The sequence below is a fragment of the Serratia proteamaculans genome, assembly GCF_008830365.1.
Classification (GTDB): Bacteria; Pseudomonadota; Gammaproteobacteria; order Enterobacterales; family Enterobacteriaceae; genus Serratia; species Serratia proteamaculans.
In genome coordinates, this window is the sequence record NZ_WBKI01000006.1 from 209583 (window position 1) to 231958 (window position 22376).

The window sequence follows — 22376 nt, forward strand, 5'->3', positions numbered from 1 at the left end:
TTTTTATTCCAACTTTAAGCCAAAAAACCAGCATATAAAACCAAAAATCCACCATCACACCTGCCAAACCCAGCATAACAAACTACAGACTAACTTTTCTTTCCGGCTTTTACAGATGTTCAGTCTGCGAATCATTCATTTGGCAACGTTAAAAACCACGCATAAACACACCAATGAAACATTAAGCTTTTTAACCGGTTAATTACGGCATTGTACAAAGTTTCATCATTGAAAAGGCATTTTGCTATGACTAAGATGGATTTTTACAAATTCAAAATATAAGAAAAATTATGCAAGCCTCCATCGCACCAACTCTGGACGCCGACGACGCGTCAACACCGGTTAACTCACGCGGAAAAGTGATTGTCGCCTCGCTGGTCGGGACCGCCATCGAGTTTTTCGATTTCTATATTTACGCCACCGCGGCGGTGATCGTATTCCCGCATATCTTCTTCCCGCAGGGCGATCCCACCACCGCAACGCTACAATCGCTGGCCACCTTTGCCGTCGCCTTTATTGCACGTCCAATTGGCTCGGCGCTGTTCGGCCACTTTGGCGATCGCGTCGGCCGCAAGGTGACGCTGGTCGCCTCGCTGCTCACCATGGGGATTTCCACCGTGCTGATCGGCCTGCTGCCAAGCTATGAAACCATTGGCATCTTCGCCCCTATCCTGTTGGCGCTGGCGCGTTTCGGTCAGGGCCTGGGTCTGGGAGGGGAATGGGGCGGCGCCGCATTGTTGGCCACCGAGAACGCCCCCCCCAAGAAGCGTGCGCTGTACGGCTCGTTCCCGCAATTGGGTGCACCTATCGGCTTCTTCTTCGCTAATGGCACCTTCCTGCTGCTCTCCTGGCTGCTGACGGACCAACAGTTTATGGAATGGGGCTGGCGCGTGCCGTTTATTCTGTCCGCCGCGCTGGTGCTGATCGGCCTGTATGTGCGGGTATCGCTGCATGAAACGCCGGTGTTCGCCAAGGTGGCCAAAGCTGGCAAGCAGGTGAAAATCCCGCTAGGCACTCTGCTGAGCAAACACCTGAAGGCAACGATCCTCGGCACCTTTATCATGCTGGCGACCTATACCCTGTTCTATCTGATGACGGTTTACTCGATGACCTACGGCACCACAGCGGCCCCGCTGGGGCTGGGGTACTCGCGCAACAGCTTCCTGTGGATGCTGATGGTGGCGGTGATTGGCTTTGGCGTAATGGTGCCGATTGCCGGCCTGCTGGCAGATGCCTTTGGTCGCCGCAAGACCATGATCGTCATCACCCTGCTGATGATCGCCTTCGCCTTCCTGTTCCCAAGCATGCTGGGCTCCGGTAACCAGGCGCTGGTGATGGGCTTCCTGCTGTGTGGCTTGAGCATCATGGGCCTGACCTTTGGCCCAATGGGCGCACTGCTGCCGGAGTTGTTCCCGACCGAAGTCCGTTATACTGGGGCGTCGTTCTCGTACAACGTGGCGTCGATCCTCGGGGCGGCAGTCGCGCCTTATATCGCCACCTGGCTGGCAACCCACTACGGTCTGTTTTATGTCGGGTTGTATCTGGCCTCCATGGCATGCCTCACGCTGATCGCCCTGTTGCTGATGAAAGAAACCCGAGACCAGTCACTGTAACCCTTCTTAGGCGGCCCCTCCTGTGGGGCCGCACTTCCCGCGTTGTTTCCTGTCATAAAATCAGACTATGCTGAATGCTTCTCCTTTCACGGAAACGGAAATCAATAATGTCTCTGCGCCGCAGACTATTTTTGTACGTTGCGCCGTTGGTGATGATCGCCATCGCGATAGCTGGGGCGCTCTGGATATGGGTGAAACCACCCCAATCGAGCGCGCTGTGGCGCATCGTCAGCCAACAGTGTCTGCCCAATCAGCAGGCGCATAATAATCCGGCACCCTGTGCGCAGGTTGACCCACAGGCCGGCTTTGTGGTGTTCAAAGACCGCAATGGGCCGCTGCAGTATCTGCTGATGCCGAGCGCCAGAATCACCGGTATTGAAAGCCCCGAGGTGCTAGCTGCCACGACCCCAAACTTCTTTGAGCAAGCCTGGCAGGCACGGCACTTTATGGCCGATAAGTACGGCAAGGCGATCGACGACGCCAATATTTCGCTGGCGATTAATTCAGCCTATGGCCGGACCCAAAATCAGTTGCACATTCATATCTCTTGCCTGCTGCCGTCGGTAAAAACGCAGTTGGCACAGTACGCGGCGGATTACAGCGAACAGTGGGAGCCGATGCCTGGCGGCCTACTGGGCCATGATTATCTGGTGCGCCGGGTAACGCCCGAAGAGTTACAAAAACAGGGGGCTTTCCGCCTGCTGGCAGAGGGAGTGGCACGCGCAGAGGGTCGCATGGGGAGCTTTGGGTTGGCGATGACGGCGCTGCCGGGTGGCGATTTTCTGTTGCTGGCCACCGAGCGTAGCCTGCTACCATTTACCCTGGCCTCGGCGGAAGAGATCCAGGATCATGATTGCCAGGTACTGAAGTAAAAAGCCCGCGGGATATCAGCGGGCTTTCGCGATCATTTTTTCTGCTTCATCTGCTGCAGAATTTTCCCGCACTGGTTTTCTTCACCGCCTTCACTGGGGGAAACCAGTGCCAGCAGGGCCGCTGCCGGCGTCAGCACCACGCCCAGTGCCACCGCCGCCGCACCACGTGCAATCAGTGGGCCGGCCTTCACACCGGCATCCGGGTGCGCGAAGGTGCCTTTCACGTACAGCGGTGAACGCAGCGTCAGCACCCGCATGCCCTTGCTTTCCGGATCGATGGACAGGTCCAGCCGTTCCGTGGCGAAGTTGGTATTGCCGCTGATATTGATAATCGCGTTCTCGGTGTCGAACACAAACAGCCGCGGTGCCGCCACGCCGTCACGGATACCGACATCCGCCGCCGCGCAGTTTATCCCCACGACATCGTCACCAAATAGCTGCGCCACCAGATAGTTGCCGACGTTCAACCCGAGGATTTCCATCAGGCTGCGGCTGATCACCCCGTTATTAATCACCATGCGCAGATCACCGCTGCTGGTTGCCAGCAGATCGGCCACCGAATTACCGCTGCCGGTCAGTTTGGCATCGCCGTTCAGCTGCCCCAGGCTACGTTTCATCGATCCCACATCCGGCAGCAACTGCTTGAGCTGGAATTTACGCGCATGCATATCTGCCCGCCCCTGCATCGGGTTTTTACTGCCGTCGAGACGGACAGTAGAATTGAGGTTACCGCCCGCCACGCCGAACCGCAGCGGATCCATCAGGATAACGCCGTTATCCAGTTGCAGATGGGTATAAAGATCGCTTAGCGGCAGTGAACTACCGTGTTCAATGCGTTTGGCGGTGAATTTGACGTCGGCATCCATCACCTGCCAGCTTTGGGTATCAAATTTCTCTACCGGCAGTACTTTTCCGGCCGGCTGGCGGCTCTTCTCGCCACGACCGGCTTTTTCCGTATTGGAGTCGGCGCCAATCAGCGGGGCCAGATCGGTAAAACGCAGCTGTTTTGACAGCACTTCGCCACTCAATTTGGGGCGTGGTTTACTGGCGACATATTTCAAATCACCGTGGATATCGCTGTCGCCAATTTTGCCGTCAAATTTCTGGTACTGGAACACCGCACCGCCTTTCTCGTGCAGCCGGGCGATCAGGTGGCCATCCGTGGAGTATGGCGGGGTATTCGGCAGCAGCACACCGGTGAGGGCATACAGATTGCCCAGGCTGTCGCCGGAGAATTTAAGCTGCAGATCCAACCCACCGAGGTTCATCGGATCGGACAGCGTACCCGCCACGACCACCCGGGTGGAACCGGAGCGCACATCAGCCTGCAGCGGGAACGGCACCTCGGCATTTTGCAATGACAGCATGCCGCCAATCTTGCCGCTGCCCGACAACGGCTCGCCGTTGTATTTGCCTTTCACCTTCCAGCCAAAGATATAGTCGGGAGGGATCGCTGCGCCGCCCTCTTTTTTGCCGGTCACTTCACTGAACGGCAAAGGCTTGCCGAGCGGATCAATCTCCGCGCGAAAATCAGCCTTCAGCCTGGCGTCTTTGAAAGCAATGTGACCACGGTCGAAGACGATGTCATGAATGTTCACCGTCCAGGCGGACGGGGGTTGGTCAGGATCACCGGCCAGGTTAAAGGTCCAGTTATTCTCACCGTTAGCCAGCCGCTGTAAACTGGCATTTGGCTGTTTGAGCCAGATACGTGGGATCAGCAACTCTTTACCCAACAGCGCCAGCGGCGAGATACTGGCCTCGACGCGTTGCAACTGCACCATGCTGTCGCCAGGAATATTTTTCGGGTTGCCCAGTACGACATCTTCAGCATGAATGCGCGGCCACGGCACCCAGGCGCGCCAGCTACCTTCCTCTTTATCGCGCGACCAGTCCACGCCCAAATCACCACGAATGGCGAACGGACGGTGTAACTCGGCCGACACCTTGTCATTGATGGTTGGTTTGAGACGGTTCCAGTCGAAGGTCAGCACCAAGACCACCAACGCGGCGATGATCAGCAGCACAATGCCGCCAACCCAAGTGAATGCTTTTCCTGTTTTTGTCATAACGGCTCCCTGAACGCGATAACTTACCCATAAATTGATAAGTGGCTTTACCAAGCCTAGCCGAGGATAGGCAAGAGTTCACGCTTTAGAGGGAGACAGGTATCAGGCGGCAGGCATGGAAAATTGCGTAGGCAAGGTTTGCAGAGTATCGAAATGGGCCGGGTGAGACAGATAGTAACCCTGAGCAGCCAGTGCGCCGGAGCGCTGCACTAGCAACCATTCCTGCTCGGTCTCCACCCCTTCGACGATCACCCCTTCACTGTGTTGATTCATCATTTTGACCAGGGTGGAAAGCAATTGGATGCCGTCCTCTGTCTGTTTGAGCAAAGTGAAAAGCTCACGCGCCACCTTAATGTATTGATAACGCCAGGTGCTGACCGCAGAGAAGTTCGCCAGGCCACTGCCGAAATCATCCAGCCACAGCCGCTCTGCCCCGGCAATCTGCTGCAACGGGCTGTTTAACGCCATCCCTGCGTGTTCCACCAGCTCAAAGCGCAGATAGGGCATGCTGGCAATCTGCCGTTGCAACGCGCCGTGCTGCTGCAATGCCTGCAGTGCAATACCGTCGATATTGACCGAGACCATCAGCCCATGGCGACTCAGCAGCGGCTGCCAAGACTGCAGCAGTTCCAGCTGTTCCTGAATGATCTGCAGACGCTTACGGACGTCGAGGGCGGCAAAATAATGCTCCGGGGACAGTGGCTTATCCGGCGCGGCCGGATGATAGACCGCGGTTAGCAACTCCAGCGCCAGCAAAGCGCCACAGGTGCGGTAGATCGGCTGGAAGGTGTACTGCCGTCGGCATTGCCGCCAATAATGCTGCGCCTTGATATGCGAGCATACGGCGAGGAGTGGCGCCAGCAGACCCGAAGTCATCTTGGTTGTCATTGGTACTATCGCCATCGAAGGGAAATGAAAAGGCTCAGGCTGCAGGATCGCCCCTCAGATTTATCGGCAGCAGGCAATAAAACTTTAAGCAGCGGTGAAAGCCTTCTACATTGAATAGCGTATCCACATCCAAGGAAAAAAACATGCCCTACGTAAATATCAAAATTACCCGCGAAGGCGCGACGCCGGAGCAAAAGAAACAGCTGATCGCCGGCGTCACCCAACTGCTGGTAGATACGCTGGGGAAAAACCCGGCCACCACCGTGGTGGTGATTGATGAGGTAGAAACCGACAACTGGGGCATCGGTGGCCACAGCGTCACCGACCTGCGTGCCGCGGTTAAATAGCGGGCAGAGATGGGGTCCGGATCGGGAAACTTTTTAGTTTCCCGATCGCGATCATAAATAAATTAAAACGTTGTTTTATTTTCATTGACTCCCCCCGCCCCTTGCATTGAGACTGGCTGTATTTCGTCCCTATCCACCTTCTTCTTTCAGCCAGGGCTCGTTGACTATGACCACCCAGAATCTTGCCGTGATCGGCGAATGCATGATTGAACTGTCGCAGAAAGGCGCGGATCTAAGCCGCGGTTTTGGCGGTGATACCTTAAACACTGCCGTCTATATCGCCCGTCAGGTGACAGAAAGCGCGCTGCAGGTGCATTACGTGACCGCACTCGGCACCGACAGTTTCAGCCAGGAAATGCTGCAGTCCTGGCAGCAGGAAAAGGTCCACACCCGCCTGATCCAACGGCTGGAAAACAAACTGCCGGGGCTGTACGTGATTGAAACCGATGACACCGGCGAACGCACCTTCTACTACTGGCGTAATGATGCGGCCGCTCGCTATTGGCTGACAGGCCCGCAGGCGGAGAGCCTGTGCGAGCAACTGACCCAATTCGATTATCTGTACCTCAGCGGCATCAGCGTGGCGATCCTCGACGCCGCCAGCCGCAGCAAATTGCTGGCATTGCTAAGACAGTGTCGCGCCAACGGCGGCAAGGTGATTTTCGATAACAACTATCGGCCACGCCTGTGGCAAAGCCGGGAAGAAACGCAGCAGGCTTACCGCGAGGTACTGGCCTGCACCGACATTGCCTTCCTGACCCTGGATGACGAAGACCTGCTATGGGGTAAACTACCGCTGGAACAGGTGGTGCAGCGCACTCAGCAGCTCGGCGTAACGGAGATAGTGATTAAACGCGGCGCAGATAGCTGCCTGGTGTTCAGCGCCGAAGGCAGCGAATTTGAGATCCCGGCAGTGCGCCTGCCAAAAGAAAAGGTGCTGGATACCACCGCCGCGGGCGACTCCTTCAGCGCCGGTTATTTGGCAGTGCGTTTAACCGGTGGTGATGTCGTGCAGGCGGCGCAGCGCGGTCATCTGACCGCCAGCACGGTAATCCAACACCGCGGAGCCATTATTCCACTGGCGGCCATGCCGCAATAATTCCTGATCTCCAAAAATGCGAAAGGCCAGCAACGATGCCGGCCTTTTTATTGGATTCGAAAACCAATCTTAATACCCTATGGATTTCAAGTTGTAGCTAGACGCCAAGCTATCTCATCCCCAGGAGCTTACTTTAGGGTGTGATAGTGCAGGTAACAACGCTACAGCTTGAAAGACGACGGGTATTTAACCTGCCACCGCGATACGTTTCATATCGGTCATATACCCGCGCAGTTTGCGGCCAACGGATTCGATTGGGTGATTGCGCACCGCTTCGTTCACGTCACGCAGTTGCGCGTTGTCTACTGAAGTACCGGCAACAGATTTACCCAAATCGCCCGCCTGCAGCGTCGTCATAAACTCTTTCAGCAACGGCACTGCCGCGTTGGCGAACAGGTAGTTACCGTATTCTGCGGTATCAGAGATAACCACGTTCATTTCGTACAGACGCTTACGCGCAATGGTGTTGGCGATCAGCGGCAGTTCGTGCAGTGATTCGTAGTAAGCAGATTCTTCGATGATGCCCGCATCAACCATGGTTTCAAACGCCAGCTCAACACCGGCTTTCACCATAGCAACCATCAGTACGCCATGGTCAAAGTATTCCTGCTCGCTGATTTTACCTTCAAACTGTGGCGCATTCTCGAACGCCGATTTGCCGGTCTCTTCACGCCAGTTCAGCAGTTTCACGTCGTCTTCTGCCCAGTCGGCCATCATGCCACCGGAGAAAGCGCCGGAGATGATGTCGTCCATGTGTTTCTGGAACAGCGGCGCCATGATCTCTTTCAACTGCTCAGACAGTGCATAGGCACGCAGTTTGGCCGGGTTGGACAGGCGATCCATCATCAGGGTGATACCGCCCTGCTTCAACGCTTCGGTGATGGTTTCCCAACCGAACTGAATCAGTTTTTCTGCATAAGCCGGGTCAGTGCCTTCAGCAACCAGTTTGTCGAAGCACAGCAGAGAACCCGCCTGCAGCATGCCGCACAGAATGGTCTGCTCGCCCATCAGGTCCGATTTCACTTCGGCAACGAAGGAAGATTCCAGTACGCCCGCACGGTGGCCGCCGGTCGCAGCTGCCCAGGCCTTGGCAATCGCCATGCCTTCGCCTTTCGGATCGTTTTCCGGGTGAACCGCAATCAGAGTCGGCACGCCGAAACCACGTTTGTATTCTTCGCGCACTTCGGTGCCCGGACATTTTGGCGCTACCATCACTACGGTGATGTCTTTACGTACCTGCTCGCCCACTTCTACGATGTTGAAGCCGTGGGAGTAGCCCAGCGCCGCACCGTCTTTCATCAGTGGCTGTACGGCACGAACGACCGAGGTATGCTGCTTGTCTGGCGTCAGGTTAACCACCAGGTCTGCCTGGGGGATCAAATCTTCGTAAGTCCCTACCTTGAAGCCGTTCTCGGTCGCTTTACGCCATGAAGGACGTTTTTCGTCGATGGCTTCCTTACGCAGGGCATAGGCCACGTCCAGGCCGGAGTCACGCATGTTCAGGCCCTGGTTCAGCCCCTGCGCGCCACAGCCGACAATCACCACTTTTTTGCCTTTCAGGTAGCCAGCTTCATCAGCAAATTCTTCACGTGCCATAAAGCGACACTTGCCCAATTGCGCCAACTGCTGACGCAGGTTCAAGGTGTTGAAATAGTTAGCCATGGTGGTACTCCAGTTAGATGTTGTGTCGTGCTTACCCGTCGTCTTTCAAATTGCAGCGTTGTTATCTGCACTAGCTCACCCCAGTTACTTACTAAAGTAAGCGCCTGGGGATGAGCTAGCTGGTCGCCTAGCTGCAAATTGAAATACATAGGGTGCATGTTATTTTCATTCCCCGCCCTGTCTGTGCGGAGATTCGTTAAACTCAATGTATAACAGGAAACGCGTTGCTTAAATTGATATATTACGAATGTGACATTGCAATTTATGCAACACTCTTGCTGCGAGCGTACTGATATGGATTTGCGTGATTTAAAGCTGTTCCTCCATCTGGCTGAAAGCCACCACTTTGGCCGCACCGCCAAGGCGATGCACGTCAGCCCTTCGACGCTTTCCCGCCAGATCCAACGGCTGGAAGAGATCCTCGGGCAGCCGCTGTTTTTGCGCGATAACCGCACCGTGCAGCTCACCGACGCCGGTGAACAGCTAAAAGATTTTGCCCAGCAGACGCTGCTGCAATATCAGCAACTGAAACATTCGCTGGGTCAACACGGTCCTTCGCTAAGCGGCGAGTTACGGCTATTTTGCTCGGTCACCGCCGCCTACAGCCACCTGCCGCCGATCCTCGATCGCTTCCGCGCGCAGCATCCACTGGTCGAAATCAAGCTGACCACCGGTGATGCCGCCGATGCGGTCGACAAGGTGCAGTCCAACGAAGCCGACCTCGGCATTGCCGGCCGGCCCGAAACCCTGCCCACCAGCGTAGCGTTCACCAAAATCGGTGAGATCCCGCTGGTGCTGATTGCTCCGGCGTTGCCCTGTGCAGTACGCAGTCAGGCGTTTGCCGAGCATCCCGACTGGGCCAATATTCCGTTTATTTTGCCGGAGCACGGCCCATCGCGAAAACGCATCGAACTGTGGTTCCGTCGCCAGCGCATCACCAACCCGCTAATTTACGCCACCGTTGGCGGCCATGAGGCCATCGTTTCTATGGTAGCGCTGGGCTGCGGCATCGCGCTGATCCCCGGCGTGGTGGTGGAAAATAGCCCGGAACCGGTGCGTAACCGCATCTCGCAACTGGAAAATATTTCCATGGTCGAGCCGTTCGAACTGGGGGTCTGCGTGCAGAAAAAACGCCTCAGCGATCCGCTGATCGACGCTTTCTGGCGCTTACTTTCATAGGTCAGAGGGATCGACTTGCTTCATCGCCTCCACCTGCATCAGCCAATGGTAGAGCGGTTCCAGTTGCAGAAACCCCTGCGCCAGAGTCTGCACCAAACCGGCATTGAACAGCTTTTCTACCTGACTGTCGGTCGCCATCACCGCAAAGGATTTGCGGTTGTACCAGGTGGCGATCTCCGCCGCCTGCTCTTTCACCAACGGTCGCTTGTAGCTTTCACCCACCAGCTCGAACGGCGGCTGACAGCAGGCTGCGACCTCCAAAAATGGCTGCGGTCGGCGCTGCAGCGTATGGCGAAACAGGTCCATGGTCGGTTTGTTGGCGCTGTAATAACCCAGCCCGTAGCGCAATATGTCCGGCCCCAGTTCGAAGAAGTACACCGGCGCGTCCTTCCAGTCTTTGCTTGGCCGTTTGAACGTCAGCCACATGCGGCTGCGGTAACGCGATTTATCGTGGGAAAAACGCGTGTCACGGTGAATGCGCGACAGCGTTTTGCCGATCGCCGGACGAGTCTCGAACAGGGGATCGATCGCCAACATCGCCGGGCTCAACTCCGCCACCAGCGAACGGAACGGCGTCAGCAGTTCGCTATCGTAAACACCACGGTTGGCCTCAAACCACTCCTTATCGTTCTCGATGCGCACCTGCTGGAGAAAATTCAGGCCCTGCTGGCTAAAACCGTTAAATTGTTGCGTCATATTCCTTCCCGTAACGAGGTTTCTATCAGGGGTTACGCATGGCTTCCATCTGCCAACGGCGCTTTACAAAAACACGTCGGCGCGTCCTGAAATAGGCAACATACAGATAAAACACCGTCCGATTACTGAAAATAACCCCGCCAATGCAGGCACACAGCAACATCAGGCCATTGGCCATACCGGTGATGTTCGCTATCCAGGCCGCGACTGCACCGATCAAAAACACGGCCAGCATGCCGAGATAATATTTCAGTAATAACACTCCGACATTTTTACCCTGAGCCAATTGAAACAAAATCAGCGTCATCCACACGGCCATGACGGCACCACTGCCCAATAATGTGGCGGCCGAAGCACGGCCGGTTGCGGCAAAGGCCAAATCGGCCAATAGCCCCATGGTTCCTGCCAATCCCAGTGTGAGACAAATCAGCAGCAACATGACATTGCCCACGCCCGGCGGCGACAAACGCTGCCCCGGAGTCAGAAAATGTTGATCTAGCTGCGCATCCACGCCGGCATAGACGGCCGGATCCCGCTGCAAGATTTGATGTTCCATTTCTCGCCCTTGAGATATCAGGCGGTTAATCATCCAGTCTGACATTACCTCACCATCTGCGGTAATTTTTGCATGATCCCAACAAAATATTGCCCCGTTTCCTTCACATTAACGGGCGAGGACAAAGTGCCGCTGATACCGCTGCCTACAAAGGCCATAGAGTTATTCAGCGCCGACCGTAATTGCTGTCGGAGTCCGTTTTGGAGGGCTTGCGTTGGATAGCGTTTCGGGTATAAGCCCGCATTAACCATCTGTTTTAATACTTGATTGGAAATACCCGGATTCTCCGCCCGTATGATGCTCTCAGTGAGTCTTTTTCTTTCACTACGGGGCATGCTTTTTAGCCACTCCGTCGCCTTACGCGATGAAACCCTTCGCATTGCGCGATAGGTCATCGCCGCTTCTTTCAATGCGGCCCCTGCGCTCGCCAAAGAGATCACGTCCAAAATGGTGCTGGTAGCAACATACCACTGTTCTGAATCCAACTGCGCAAGCTCATCGCCTTTCCCGTCATAAAGCTTATTCACACGATACAGGCCATTGCCACACTGTAAGGCACTGGCAGCCATGCCGGCATAGCCCAAATAGGCGACCGCCGAACTGGTACCACCGGTAAAGGGCACCGCGACGCTCCCCGACGCCAGTAAAAAAACGGACACCAGCAGTGTGCCGCAAGATAGCGCCGCCGACGCAAGTTCTTTGCCGACGTTCGGTTTGGTCAAAGCCTCAGACAGGGTATTGGTCGCCGCGGTACGCGAAGTATGGGCAACGGTTTTGGTGATCACCACGTGGGTGACCTGCGAGGACGTTGAGTAACCGGTATGTTTGGTCGGCCTGACTAAATACGAATTTTGGCCGTCAGAAAAAATAATGCCCACCCCATGAAAAGCGATGCTGCAGTCCAGGGAGTCCTGCAAGGCCTGTAAATCAATATCCCGATACAGTTCCTGCACATTGCTGTTACCGAGCATACGAGCGAACTCGGCGCGGGTTAATTGATCTTCGGGAGAACCAAATGGCGAAGAAAAGGCCGTTGTCATTGTCGCGCATCCCTATACGTCAAAAGTCTTGGCAGTATAAAAATGCACAACAAAATCACAACTACGCAACCCATAAACTGATTTATAGGTCACGATTACTTATGTATTTCTTCTCATCCCTGCAAAAAGAAGCGGAACGCCGGGTTGTCGGTTTCATCGTGACAATCGTAACCCAGCGCCTGCAGGTGCTGCTCAAACTCAGGTTCGGTCTGCGACAGCTCAAAGCCTGCCAGCACGCGGCCAAAATCGGTGCCGTGGCTGCGGTAGTGGAACAGTGAAATATTCCAGTGGGTGCCCAAGGTCTGCAGAAACTTCAGCAGCGCGCCCGGTGACTCCGGGAACTCAAAGCTGTACAGACGCTCACGCAACGGTTTCGAAGGCCGGCCGCCCACCATATAGCGCACGTGCAGCTTGGCCATTTCATCGTCGGACAAATCCACCACCTGATAACCATCGGCATGCAATTCTTCGATGATTTCCAGTCGTTCGGCATGGCCGCGCGTCAGACGGACGCCGACGAAAATACAGGCGTTATCTGCATCGGCATAGCGGTAGTTGAACTCGGTGACCGAGCGCCCACCCAGCAGCTGGCAAAACTTCAGGAAACTGCCCTTCTGTTCTGGAATGGTCACGGCCAACAGGGCTTCGCGTTGTTCGCCCAACTCGCAGCGTTCCGACACATAGCGCAAACCATGGAAGTTCAGATTGGCACCGGACAGCACGTGCGCCAGGCGCTCACCCTGGATGTTGTGCTGCTGTACGTACTTTTTCAGCCCGGCCAGTGCCAACGCACCGGAGGGTTCGGCAATGGCACGCACGTCTTCAAACAGATCTTTGACCGCTGCGCAGATGGCATCGCTGTCGACGGTGATCACGTCGTCCAGGTATTCCCGGCACAGGCGGAAGGTTTCATCACCGATGCGCTTTACTGCCACACCTTCGGCAAACAGCCCAACGCGGGCCAGATCCACCGGATGTCCGGCATCCAGCGCCGCACGCAAGCAGGCGGAGTCTTCCGCCTCCACGCCGATCACTTTGATTTGCGGCATCAGCTGCTTGATCAATACCGCTACGCCCGCCGCCAGACCGCCACCGCCCACCGGCACAAACACCCGGTCGAGATGCGCGTCTTGTTGCAGCAGTTCCATCGCCAGCGTGCCCTGCCCGGCGATCACCGTTGGGTGGTCGAACGGCGGCACAAAGGTCATGCCCTGCTTGAGCGAAAGCTCAATCGCTCTGGCCTTGGCTTCATCAAAATTGGCACCGTGCAACAGCACTTCGCCGCCGAAGCCACGCACCGCATCCACTTTGATGTCCGCGGTGGTTACCGGCATCACGATCAGCGTTTTGATCCCTAAGCGTTTACCGGAGTAGGCCACGCCCTGCGCATGGTTGCCGGCCGAAGCCGTCACCACGCCGCGCGCCTTTTGTTCTTCGTTCAGGCTGGCGATCATCGCGTAGGCCCCGCGCAGCTTGAAGCTGTGCACCGGCTGACGATCTTCGCGCTTCACCAAAATGGTATTGCCGAGGCGTGAAGAGATTTTGCTCATGGCCTGTAGCGGGGTGACCTGAGCCACCTCGTAAACCGGCGAGCGGAGCACCGCTCGCAAATACTCCGCGCCACAGGGGGCGTCGGGTAGGGGTTGCGATTCCGCCATGGTGCTTAGCCTCCCAGCTTGCTCTTGTCGCGTACTGCGCCTTTGTCCGCGCTGGTCGCCAGTGTGGCGTAGGCGCGCAGAGCGAAGGAAACCTGGCGCTCACGGTTTTTCGGTGTCCAGGCCTGATCGCCACGTGCCAGTTCAACTTCACGGCGTGCCGCCAGTTCGCTGTCCGTCACGTCCAGTACCATGCTGCGTTTGGGAATATCGATGTCGATCATGTCGCCATCTTCGATCAGCGCAATCAGGCCACCGCTGCCCGCTTCCGGAGAAACGTGGCCGATAGACAGGCCGGAGGTGCCGCCGGAGAAACGGCCATCGGTGATCAGCGCACAGGCTTTACCCAACCCCATGGATTTCAGGTAAGTGGTTGGATAGAGCATTTCCTGCATGCCCGGTCCACCTTTCGGCCCTTCGTAGCGGATCACCACCACATCGCCGGCAACCACTTTGCCGCCGAGGATCGCTTCCACCGCGGTGTCCTGGCTTTCGTACACTTTTGCCGGACCGCGGAAGGTCAGGTTGTCTTTGTCGACACCGGCGGTTTTCACAATGCTGCCATCCAGTGCCATGTTGCCGTACAGTACGGCCAGGCCACCTTCCAGGCTGAAGGCATTTTCCAGCGAGCGGATACAGCCTTCTGCGCGGTCATCGTCCAGCGTGTCCCAACGACAATCCTGCGAGAACGCCTGAGTAGTACGGATACCCGCCGGGCCGGCGCGGAACATTTTCTTCACGGCTTCGTCCTGGGTCAGCATGATGTCGTACTGATTCAGTGTCTCCGTCAGCTTCAGGCCCAGAATGTTGTCGACGTCGCGGTTCATCAGACCCGCACGATCCAACTCGCCCAAGATGGCCAGTACGCCACCGGCACGGTGTACGTCTTCCATATGGTATTTCTGGGTGCTTGGCGCCACTTTGCACAGGTGCGGTACCTTGCGTGACAGACGATCGATATCTTCCATGGTGAAATCGATCTCGCCTTCCTGAGCCGCCGCCAACAGGTGCAATACGGTGTTGGTCGAGCCGCCCATAGCGATATCCAGCGTCATGGCGTTTTCAAATGCGGCCTTGTTGGCAATGCTGCGTGGCAGTGCGCTTTCGTCATCCTGCTCGTAGTAACGCTTGGTCAGCGCAACGATGCGTTTACCGGCGTTGAGGAACAGATCCTTACGGTCAGCGTGGGTCGCCAGCAGCGAGCCGTTACCCGGCTGAGACAGGCCCAGCGCTTCGGTCAGGCAGTTCATCGAGTTGGCGGTGAACATACCGGAACAGGAGCCGCAGGTCGGACAGGCGGAACGTTCGATCTGCGCACTGTCGGCATCGCTGACGTTCGGGTTGGCACCCTGGATCATGGCGTCGATCAAATCCAGCTTGATTATCTTGTCGGACAGCTTGGTCTTGCCGGCTTCCATCGGGCCGCCGGAAACGAAAATCACCGGAATGTTCAGGCGCAGTGACGCCATCAGCATCCCCGGGGTGATTTTGTCGCAGTTGGAGATACACACCATCGCATCCGCGCAGTGGGCATTCACCATGTATTCAACCGAGTCGGCGATCAATTCGCGCGACGGCAGGGAATAGAGCATGCCGCCGTGGCCCATGGCGATACCGTCATCCACCGCAATGGTGTTGAACTCTTTGGCGACGCCGCCTGAAGCTTCGATCTGTTCGGCAACCAGCTTGCCCAAATCACGCAGATGCACATGGCCCGGAACGAACTGGGTAAATGAGTTGACCACCGCAATAATGGGTTTACCAAAATCGTCGTCGGTCATTCCGGTCGCGCGCCATAATGCGCGGGCACCTGCCATGTTGCGGCCGTGGGTGGTGGTGGCGGAACGGTACTTAGGCATGCTCTTCACTCCAAATGTATTTATTACAGGCGGCGAACGAACCGCCTGGATATTCTTATCTGTCTGTCGATTTACCCTATGCATTTCAAGTTGCAGCTAACAGCGCTGCAGGTTGAAAGGCGACGGGTAAATTATGGATTTACCGGATCCAGCCAACCATACTTGTCTTCGGTCTTGCCGCTGAACAGGCCAAAGAACGCCTGTTGGATCTGTTTGGTCACCGGGCCGCATTTACCAATGCCGACCTGGATGCCGTCAACGCTGCGAACCGGGGTAATTTCTGCGGCGGTACCGGACATGAACACTTCGTCGGCCAGGTACAGCGACTCGCGTGACAACACTTGCTCACGCACTTCAAAGCCCATGTCTTTCGCCAGCTTGATGATGGCGTCACGGGTGATACCCGGCAGCGCGGAAGAAGTAAACGGTGGGGTGAACAACACGCCGTCTTTCACTTCAAACAGGTTCTCACCTGCGCCTTCGGAAATATAGCCGTGCACATCCAGCGCAATCCCTTCCTGATAACCGTGGCGGCGCGCTTCACTGCCCACCAGCAGGGAGGAAAGATAGTTACCGCCGGCCTTGGCCGCGGTTGGGATGGTATTCGGTGCCACACGGTGCCAGGACGAAACCATTGCATCGATGCCTTGTTCCAGCGCCTCTTCACCCAGATACGCGCCCCAAGGAAACGCCGCGATAATCACGTCTGTTTTGTAACCGTCCGGTGGGTTTACCCCCATGCCGACGTCACCGACAAACACCAGCGGACGAATATAAGCGCTGACCAGATTATTTTTACGCAGCGTGGCGCGACAGGCTTCCATCAACTCATCAACGCTTTGCGATACCGGCATGCGGTAGATTTTTGCCGAGTCATGCAGGCGCTGCATATGTTCACGGTGACGGAATACCACCGGACCTTTATGGGAGTCGTAGCAACGGACCCCTTCAAACACCGAAGTGCCGTAGTGCAACGCATGCGACATCACGTGCACTTTGGCGTCAGCCCAGGGAACCATCTCACCATTGAACCAAATGTAATCGGCTTTCTTCGTCATTATTCTTATCCTTCTCGCGCATCAGGCGCGTATTTGTTGTGATGTTTGTTGCTGGATCTCAACGCAGGAGACATCCATCAGTTTGCTCAACTGAGATGACAGTAGATCCACCGGGCGCTGGCTGGCAACGGTCAATTCAATATTAATCTTGTCGGTGTTTGCAGCCGTTGCCATATTCATAGCACAAACCTGAAAGCCACGATGACGCACGACGCGCAATACGCGCTCTAACATTTCAGGGCGAAAACGGGCCTGGATCGAGAGTTGATGCTGCATCATGATATTTTCTCCAACATGGTTTCGTTACCGGCACCCGGCGGCACCAGCGGCCAGACGTTTTCAAGCTCATCGATCGACACATGCAGCATGTAAGGCCCTTCGCTGTTGAATAAGGCATCGAGCGCGTCTGCGACCTGGTCTTTACGGGTGATACGCTGGCCGGGGATACCGAAGGCATTGGCCAGCATCAGGAAATCGGGGTTATCGGAAAGGTTGGTTTCGCTGTAGCGCCCGTCAAAAAACAGTTGCTGCCACTGGCGAACCATCCCCAAGCGCTGGTTATCCAGCAGAACGATTTTCAGCGGTAACTGTTTGCGTTTGATGGTGCCCAGTTCCTGCACGTTCATCATGAACGAACCGTCGCCCGATACGCAGATCACCGTATCCTCCGGGCGGGCCATCTGGGCGCCAACCGCGGCCGGGACGCCAAAGCCCATGGTGCCCAACCCGCTGGAGGTAATGAAATTCTCCGGACTTTCAAAGGTCATGTGCTGTGCAGTCCACATCTGATGCTGGCCGACGTCGGTGGTGATCACGCTGTTAGCGGGCTTGCGCTCGGACAGCTGCTTCAACAGCAGCGGCGCGTAGATCGGCTGGCCTGGGTGATCGTAGCGCCAGGTATGAGTTTCTTTCAGTTCAACCACTCGCTGCTGCCAGGCGGTGATATTCAGCGGCTGCTGCAACGCCGGTAACAAAGCTTTCAAATCCCCCTGCAGTGCCACGTGTGCCTGACGCAATTTGCTCATTTCCGCCGGGTCGATATCCATGTGGATCACCTTGGCGTGTGGGGCGAAAGCATTCAGTTTGCCGGTCACGCGATCGTCAAAACGTGCGCCAACGGCAATCAGCAAATCGCATTCCTGTACCGCCAGATTGGCGGCTTTGGTACCGTGCATCCCCAACATACCAAGATAATACGGCTGCTCCGCGTCCGGTGCGCCCAGCCCTTTCAGCGTGGCAACGTTGGGCATTTGGGTCATCGAGATAAACTCACGCAATGCTGGTACCGCCTGCGCCATGCCAACCCCACCACCGACGTACAACATCGGCTTGTGCGCCTGAGCCAGCAATTCGGCGGCCTGCGCCAACTCCGCTGCCGGGTAATACAGTTCTTCCACTACCGGCATCAAGTGCGGATGTAATTCACCCTGAGCCAGTTGAATGTCTTTCGGGATGTCGATCAGCACCGGGCCAGGGCGGCCGCTGCTGGCGATGGCAAAGGCTTCCGCCATGATACCCGGCAGCGCGTCCAGTGATTCCACCAGGAAGCTGTGTTTGGTACAGGCCAGAGACAGGCCAAGGACATCGATCTCCTGAAAGGCATCGGTACCAATCAGTGCAGAACCCACCTGGCCGGTAATCGCCACCACCGGAACAGAATCCAGCAGCGCATCGGCCAGGCCGGTGATCAGGTTGGTAGCACCAGGGCCGGAAGTGGCGATACAAACGCCGACCTTGCCGGTTGAGCGGGCATAACCAATGGCGGCCATCGCGGCGCCTTGCTCGTGGCGGCACAGCAGGTGTTCCACCCCGCCGTCATACAATGCATCGTAGACCGGCATGATTGCGCCACCCGGGTAGCCGAATACCGTATCAACTCCCTGTGCACGCAACGCTTGTACTACCCACTGAGCCCCATTCATAGTTATTTCCCCGCCTTACTTCGGCAACTGCAGGATTTTGTTCTGTTATTCATTGTCTTATCCTCGCTTCACTTTTCTCTTGCCAATAAAAAACCCCCGGACCTTTCGGTGCGGGGGTTCTCTTGCGATTCCGGCTTGTTTTCTAAGCCATTCTTCGTCCAAGTGCAGCCCCGCACGGTGGGATAATAATCACCACCACGCTAATCACGACTAGGCTAATCACTTGGGCAAAGGCTTTCATAATAAGTTTGTTCACTGTGCTCGTTTCGAACTAATACCTACAGAGGTACCATAGTCCCGCGCGGCATGACAACACTTTTTTTGCGTTATTATCCGGCGCAATCTGGTCATACCTCGTGCAAAATGCCCGGATTTCAAACGTTAGCCTGTACACCCGAAGATTTCGCCTCGTCCGAGATCGCCTTGCTGCCCGTGTCCTTACCCAAGAACACCAATAGCGCAATAACGATAGCCACCGTGCCGGCAATAATCGCCATCGCCAGCCCGTAATTATGGCCATGATGCTCGGCAATCGTCGCCTGCAGCGTGGCGTTGACCGAAGCAATCAGATTACCCAGTTGGTAAACAAACCCAGGCAGCACCGCACGGGTATTGGCCGGCACCAGTTCGGTGAGATAAGTCGGTATCACGCCCCAGGCACCCTGCACCATGAACTGCATCAGGAAAGCACCAATCCCCAGCATCAGCGAGCCGCTGGAAAATGCCCACAGCGGGATCACCGGCAATGCCAGTAGCGCGGCAATGATAATCGCCTTCCGGCGGCCAATTTTTTCCGATAGTGCACCAAAGAAAACACCGCCGATAATTGACGCGATATTGTAGCTAATGGCGATGATACTGACGGTTTTAGGGTCGAAACCGTGCTGAACTTTCAAAAATACCGGGTACATATCCTGGGTGCCGTGCGAGAAGAAATTGAATGCTGCCATCAGCAACACCAGATAGCCGCACAGCTTCCAGTGGCTCTTCAGCACCGGCAGCAGCGCACTGCTTTCCTTGCGTTCACGCGCCGCCAGCCACACCGGCGACTCCTGCACGCAATAGTAGATAAATGGCAGCAGTAAAATCGGTGCTGCGCCGATCACGAACATCCCGCGCCAGCCAATCACCTCAAACAACAGGCCATACACCACCGCCGCCAACAGATACCCAAAGGGGTAACCGGCCTGGAAAATCCCCGACATCAGGCCACGCGAGCGGTCCGGAATGGTTTCCAACGCCAGCGACGATGCCACACCCCAGATCCCCCCCATCGCCACGCCATACAACACGCGCAGTATCAGGAATACCGTCAACGACGGTGCCGCGGCGGACAACAGCTCAAAGATCGAGAAGAAGACAATATTCAGCATCAAAATCGGTTTGCGGCCGTATTTTTCCGCCGCCCGGCCGAAGATCAGTGCGCCAATCGGGCGTACTGCCAACGTCAGCAGGATCGCCAGCGTCACCTCCTCCATGCCGACATGGAAAGATTGCGCGATATCGCTGAGCAGAAAGACCAGCACGAAAAAATCGAAAGCATCAAGCGTCCAGCTTGAAAAGCTGGCGATGGCTGCATTGCGTTGCAGCGGAGTCCAACCAAACATAGTGTTATCCCTACTCTGGAATACGAGGTCATGAGGTTTAGCGGCTGCCGTGTCGGAAGGCGACGGCGGTCGGAGTTTGTTAACGAAGTGATTTTTATTTTAATCAATTGTTAAATACACCCATTCCCCCTCTCACCGCAACTTGGTTAGCTTGCTAATTTGTTGCAGCATTCACGCAATTGTTAGGGGGTATTGCCACCCTTTGCGCAGCTCTGCACAAAAATTCGTTATCTTTATGAAATTGATAATTTTAATTACGAATCAGCACGCAAATACCCCAAGCTTGCCACACTCCGCTGGCCCATCTCCCGCATCATGTTGCCTTCAGCAAGGAGAGCAATATGTCACTGGCGGTTATCTATACCCGAGCCACGCTGGGCGTTCAGGCCCCTTCGGTTACGGTGGAAGTGCATATCAGCAACGGGCTACCCGGCCTGACCATGGTCGGCCTGCCGGAAACCACGGTGAAAGAAGCCCGCGATCGGGTGCGCAGTGCGTTGATCAACAATGGCTTCACCTTTCCCGCGCGGCGTATCACCGTCAATCTGGCACCGGCCGATTTACCCAAGGAAGGTGGGCGTTACGACCTGCCGATCGCTTTGGCGATCCTCGCCGCCTCCGAACAGTTACCGGCCGATAAGCTGGCTCGTTATGAATTCCTTGGGGAGTTGGCGCTATCCGGCGCACTACGGGGAGTCAGTGGCGCGATACCCGCCGCGCTGGCAGCGATGGAAGCGGGCAGGCAGTTGATTCTGGCTGCCACCAATGGCCGGGAGGTGGGGTTGATTACCCAGAGCGAAACCCTGGTGGCAGAACACCTGCTGGAGGTGTGCGCCTTTCTGCTGGGTAAAGGGGACTTACCGATAGCCAGCGCGCCGCCGGCAATGGAGAGCGCGCAGGAGCCAGCCGATCTGCAAGATATCCTGGGCCAGGAACAGGCGAAACGGGCGCTGGAGATCGCCGCGGCCGGGGGGCACAACCTGCTGCTGGTCGGCCCACCGGGGACCGGGAAGACCATGCTGGCCAGCCGTTTGAATGGCCTGCTGCCCCCGCTGACCGACCGTGAGGCGCTGGAGAGCATCGCCATTGCCAGCCTGCTGCACCATCCCGCGCAAGCGCTGCCGTGGCGACAGCGGCCGTTTCGTGCACCGCATCACAGTGCTTCGATGGCCGCGCTGGTTGGCGGCGGCTCACTGCCGCGACCGGGTGAGATTTCCATGGCGCACAACGGCGTGCTGTTTCTTGATGAGTTACCTGAATTCGAAAGACGGGTGCTGGATGCCCTGCGTGAACCGCTGGAGTCTGGCGAGATCGTCATTTCACGCGCCACGGCCAAGGTCTGCTTTCCGGCCAGGGTACAGTTGATCGCGGCCATGAACCCCAGCCCGACCGGGCATTATCAGGGCATGCACAACCGCGCGTCCCCACAACAGGTGCTGCGCTATCTCGGACGGCTTTCAGGGCCGTTCCTCGATCGTTTCGATTTATCGATTGAGGTGCCGCTACTGCCACCGGGCGTGCTAAGCAAACGACGCATCGCCGGTGAAAGTAGCACACAGGTACGGGAGCGGGTGCTGTTGGCACGTGAAAGGCAGCTCGAACGTGCCGGGAAGATCAATGCCCTGCTGAATAATCACGAGGTTGAACGGGATTGCGCACTGAGCGAGGCAGATGCGGACTTTCTTGAGACGACGTTAAACAAATTGGGATTATCGGTTCGCGCCTGGCAACGGATTTTAAAAGTGGCTCGCACACTGGCCGATTTGGCGGGGGATCGGGATATTGATAAGCGCCATTTGAGCGAAGCACTTGGCTACCGCAGTATGGACCGCCTGTTGCTGCAGCTACACCGCAGCCTGGAATAAAAATGGGGCCCAAAGGCCCCATCGATATCAATCGTCGCTGTCGGTGTAATCTTCCACCGCATCAGCCTGCGGCTTGCCGCCGGACAGGGTATGGAATTTTTTCGGGCGGCGTGTGCGCACCAGATATTTAGCCCATACTTTTTCCTGCTCGGTAACCGGCTCACGCTCACCGTGGCACACTGCGACGAACAACTGTTCTTCTTCAGTGACCGGCTGACGTTTGCCTGCGTCCAGCTCGTTGAACGCATACCCGAAACGCTCTAGTAATTGCGCTTCTTTAATGGTGAAATCGCCGTGACGGGAGAACCCGCGAGGATAATGTTTATTATCAAAAAAACGATTGGTCGTGGTGAAGCTATCCGCCATCTGACACGCTCCTAATTCTCTCATGG

The 22376-nt window shown here is 56.2% G+C and carries 20 protein-coding genes; 6 read left to right on the forward strand and 14 right to left on the reverse strand.

Going from position 1 to position 22376, the window contains the following annotated elements; genetic code table 11:
* The first annotated feature begins 290 nt into the window (after positions 1-290).
* Both F8R23_RS19895 and F8R23_RS19900 read left to right on the forward strand, forming a co-directional pair.
* The gene (locus F8R23_RS19895; protein ID WP_099065457.1) at positions 291-1613 is read left to right on the forward strand and encodes an MFS transporter; all 1323 of its coding nucleotides are present in this window, start codon (positions 291-293) and stop codon (positions 1611-1613) included.
* A 107-nt stretch (positions 1614-1720) separates the two neighbouring features.
* Entirely contained in the window at positions 1721-2485 is a 765-nt protein-coding gene (locus F8R23_RS19900) for a CDP-diacylglycerol diphosphatase (protein WP_232810946.1), read from the forward strand.
* A gap of 32 nt (positions 2486-2517) precedes the next feature.
* Here F8R23_RS19900 and F8R23_RS19905 read toward each other — a convergent pair whose 3' ends face one another.
* Both F8R23_RS19905 and pdeH read right to left on the reverse strand, forming a co-directional pair.
* Positions 2518-4551 (reverse strand): AsmA family protein, encoded by a 2034-nt coding sequence (locus tag F8R23_RS19905; RefSeq protein WP_151415926.1) that lies wholly within the window; start codon positions 4549-4551, stop codon positions 2518-2520.
* Positions 4552-4653: 102 nt separating this feature from the next.
* Positions 4654-5439 carry a cyclic-guanylate-specific phosphodiesterase gene (gene pdeH, locus F8R23_RS19910; protein WP_129939202.1) on the reverse strand — a complete coding sequence of 262 codons (786 nt, stop codon included), beginning with the start codon at positions 5437-5439 and terminating at the stop codon, positions 4654-4656.
* 143 nt (positions 5440-5582) lie between these two features.
* Here pdeH and F8R23_RS19915 point away from each other — a divergent pair, with 143 nt between their 5' ends.
* Both F8R23_RS19915 and kdgK read left to right on the forward strand, forming a co-directional pair.
* The gene (locus tag F8R23_RS19915; RefSeq protein WP_151415927.1) at positions 5583-5786 is read left to right on the forward strand and encodes a 2-hydroxymuconate tautomerase family protein; all 204 of its coding nucleotides are present in this window, start codon (positions 5583-5585) and stop codon (positions 5784-5786) included.
* A 166-nt stretch (positions 5787-5952) separates the two neighbouring features.
* Complete coding sequence (gene kdgK / locus F8R23_RS19920; RefSeq protein WP_151415928.1) at positions 5953-6885, forward strand: 2-dehydro-3-deoxygluconokinase; 933 nt, start codon at positions 5953-5955, stop codon at positions 6883-6885.
* A gap of 186 nt (positions 6886-7071) precedes the next feature.
* Here kdgK and ilvC read toward each other — a convergent pair whose 3' ends face one another.
* A complete protein-coding gene (gene ilvC, locus F8R23_RS19925; RefSeq protein WP_017894390.1) occupies positions 7072-8547 on the reverse strand; it encodes a ketol-acid reductoisomerase in 1476 nt (491 codons plus the stop codon).
* Between the two features lie 294 nt (positions 8548-8841).
* Here ilvC and ilvY point away from each other — a divergent pair, with 294 nt between their 5' ends.
* Positions 8842-9726, forward strand: coding sequence for an HTH-type transcriptional activator IlvY (gene ilvY, locus F8R23_RS19930; protein WP_129937321.1), 885 nt, complete (start codon positions 8842-8844; stop codon positions 9724-9726).
* Here ilvY and F8R23_RS19935 read toward each other — a convergent pair.
* From F8R23_RS19935 to F8R23_RS19980, 10 genes are all read right to left on the reverse strand, one after another.
* On the reverse strand, positions 9721-10422 hold the full coding sequence (locus F8R23_RS19935; protein WP_129939204.1) for a DUF2461 domain-containing protein: 702 nt from the start codon (positions 10420-10422) through the stop codon (positions 9721-9723). The two genes, ilvY and F8R23_RS19935, sit on opposite strands and share 6 nt — an antisense overlap.
* Positions 10423-10447: 25 nt before the next feature.
* Entirely contained in the window at positions 10448-11023 is a 576-nt protein-coding gene (gene ssi4, locus F8R23_RS19940) for an immunity protein Sip4 (RefSeq protein WP_112349201.1), read from the reverse strand.
* A complete protein-coding gene (gene ssp4, locus F8R23_RS19945) occupies positions 11023-12018 on the reverse strand; it encodes an Ssp4 family T6SS effector (RefSeq protein WP_099065448.1) in 996 nt (331 codons plus the stop codon). Before ssp4 ends, ssi4 begins: the two co-directional genes overlap by 1 nt.
* A 113-nt stretch (positions 12019-12131) precedes the next feature.
* Complete coding sequence (gene ilvA, locus F8R23_RS19950; protein ID WP_099065447.1) at positions 12132-13676, reverse strand: threonine ammonia-lyase, biosynthetic; 1545 nt, start codon at positions 13674-13676, stop codon at positions 12132-12134.
* Between the two features lie 5 nt (positions 13677-13681).
* A complete protein-coding gene (gene ilvD / locus F8R23_RS19955) occupies positions 13682-15532 on the reverse strand; it encodes a dihydroxy-acid dehydratase (protein ID WP_112349203.1) in 1851 nt (616 codons plus the stop codon).
* Positions 15533-15663: 131 nt separating this feature from the next.
* Positions 15664-16590 (reverse strand): branched-chain amino acid transaminase, encoded by a 927-nt coding sequence (locus tag F8R23_RS19960; RefSeq protein ID WP_112349204.1) that lies wholly within the window; start codon positions 16588-16590, stop codon positions 15664-15666.
* A gap of 21 nt (positions 16591-16611) precedes the next feature.
* On the reverse strand, positions 16612-16869 hold the full coding sequence (ilvM, locus tag F8R23_RS19965; RefSeq protein WP_012147433.1) for an acetolactate synthase 2 small subunit: 258 nt from the start codon (positions 16867-16869) through the stop codon (positions 16612-16614).
* Positions 16866-18512 (reverse strand): acetolactate synthase 2 catalytic subunit, encoded by a 1647-nt coding sequence (gene ilvG, locus F8R23_RS19970; protein WP_129937324.1) that lies wholly within the window; start codon positions 18510-18512, stop codon positions 16866-16868. The genes ilvM and ilvG overlap by 4 nt, the downstream gene beginning before the upstream one ends.
* A 142-nt stretch (positions 18513-18654) precedes the next feature.
* Positions 18655-18753, reverse strand: coding sequence for an ilv operon leader peptide (gene ilvL / locus F8R23_RS19975; RefSeq protein WP_015962288.1), 99 nt, complete (start codon positions 18751-18753; stop codon positions 18655-18657).
* 133 nt (positions 18754-18886) lie between these two features.
* Positions 18887-20119 carry an MFS transporter gene (locus F8R23_RS19980; RefSeq protein ID WP_112349206.1) on the reverse strand — a complete coding sequence of 411 codons (1233 nt, stop codon included), beginning with the start codon at positions 20117-20119 and terminating at the stop codon, positions 18887-18889.
* Positions 20120-20460: 341 nt separating this feature from the next.
* Here F8R23_RS19980 and F8R23_RS19985 point away from each other — a divergent pair, with 341 nt between their 5' ends.
* Complete coding sequence (locus F8R23_RS19985) at positions 20461-21984, forward strand: YifB family Mg chelatase-like AAA ATPase (protein WP_151415929.1); 1524 nt, start codon at positions 20461-20463, stop codon at positions 21982-21984.
* A gap of 27 nt (positions 21985-22011) precedes the next feature.
* Here F8R23_RS19985 and F8R23_RS19990 read toward each other — a convergent pair whose 3' ends face one another.
* Positions 22012-22350: a MaoP family protein gene (locus F8R23_RS19990; protein WP_085119975.1), complete on the reverse strand. Its 339-nt coding sequence runs from the start codon at positions 22348-22350 to the stop codon at positions 22012-22014.
* Positions 22351-22376 lie beyond the last annotated feature (26 nt).

Bases quoted from the DNA above. Each gene is read 5' to 3' on its own strand.
- F8R23_RS19895 (WP_099065457.1), top strand. From the start codon at position 291: ATGCAAGCCTCCATCGCACCAACTCTGGACGCCGACGACGCGTCAACA.
- F8R23_RS19900 (WP_232810946.1), top strand. From the start codon at position 1,721: ATGTCTCTGCGCCGCAGACTATTTTTGTACGTTGCGCCGTTGGTGATG.
- F8R23_RS19905 (WP_151415926.1), bottom strand. From the start codon at position 4,551: ATGACAAAAACAGGAAAAGCATTCACTTGGGTTGGCGGCATTGTGCTG.
- pdeH (WP_129939202.1), bottom strand. From the start codon at position 5,439: ATGACAACCAAGATGACTTCGGGTCTGCTGGCGCCACTCCTCGCCGTA.
- F8R23_RS19915 (WP_151415927.1), top strand. From the start codon at position 5,583: ATGCCCTACGTAAATATCAAAATTACCCGCGAAGGCGCGACGCCGGAG.
- kdgK (WP_151415928.1), top strand. From the start codon at position 5,953: ATGACCACCCAGAATCTTGCCGTGATCGGCGAATGCATGATTGAACTG.
- ilvC (WP_017894390.1), bottom strand. From the start codon at position 8,547: ATGGCTAACTATTTCAACACCTTGAACCTGCGTCAGCAGTTGGCGCAA.
- ilvY (WP_129937321.1), top strand. From the start codon at position 8,842: ATGGATTTGCGTGATTTAAAGCTGTTCCTCCATCTGGCTGAAAGCCAC.
- F8R23_RS19935 (WP_129939204.1), bottom strand. From the start codon at position 10,422: ATGACGCAACAATTTAACGGTTTTAGCCAGCAGGGCCTGAATTTTCTC.
- ssi4 (WP_112349201.1), bottom strand. From the start codon at position 11,023: ATGTCAGACTGGATGATTAACCGCCTGATATCTCAAGGGCGAGAAATG.
- ssp4 (WP_099065448.1), bottom strand. From the start codon at position 12,018: ATGACAACGGCCTTTTCTTCGCCATTTGGTTCTCCCGAAGATCAATTA.
- ilvA (WP_099065447.1), bottom strand. From the start codon at position 13,676: ATGGCGGAATCGCAACCCCTACCCGACGCCCCCTGTGGCGCGGAGTAT.
- ilvD (WP_112349203.1), bottom strand. From the start codon at position 15,532: ATGCCTAAGTACCGTTCCGCCACCACCACCCACGGCCGCAACATGGCA.
- F8R23_RS19960 (WP_112349204.1), bottom strand. From the start codon at position 16,590: ATGACGAAGAAAGCCGATTACATTTGGTTCAATGGTGAGATGGTTCCC.
- ilvM (WP_012147433.1), bottom strand. From the start codon at position 16,869: ATGATGCAGCATCAACTCTCGATCCAGGCCCGTTTTCGCCCTGAAATG.
- ilvG (WP_129937324.1), bottom strand. From the start codon at position 18,512: ATGAATGGGGCTCAGTGGGTAGTACAAGCGTTGCGTGCACAGGGAGTT.
- ilvL (WP_015962288.1), bottom strand. From the start codon at position 18,753: ATGAAAGCCTTTGCCCAAGTGATTAGCCTAGTCGTGATTAGCGTGGTG.
- F8R23_RS19980 (WP_112349206.1), bottom strand. From the start codon at position 20,119: ATGTTTGGTTGGACTCCGCTGCAACGCAATGCAGCCATCGCCAGCTTT.
- F8R23_RS19985 (WP_151415929.1), top strand. From the start codon at position 20,461: ATGTCACTGGCGGTTATCTATACCCGAGCCACGCTGGGCGTTCAGGCC.
- F8R23_RS19990 (WP_085119975.1), bottom strand. From the start codon at position 22,350: ATGGCGGATAGCTTCACCACGACCAATCGTTTTTTTGATAATAAACAT.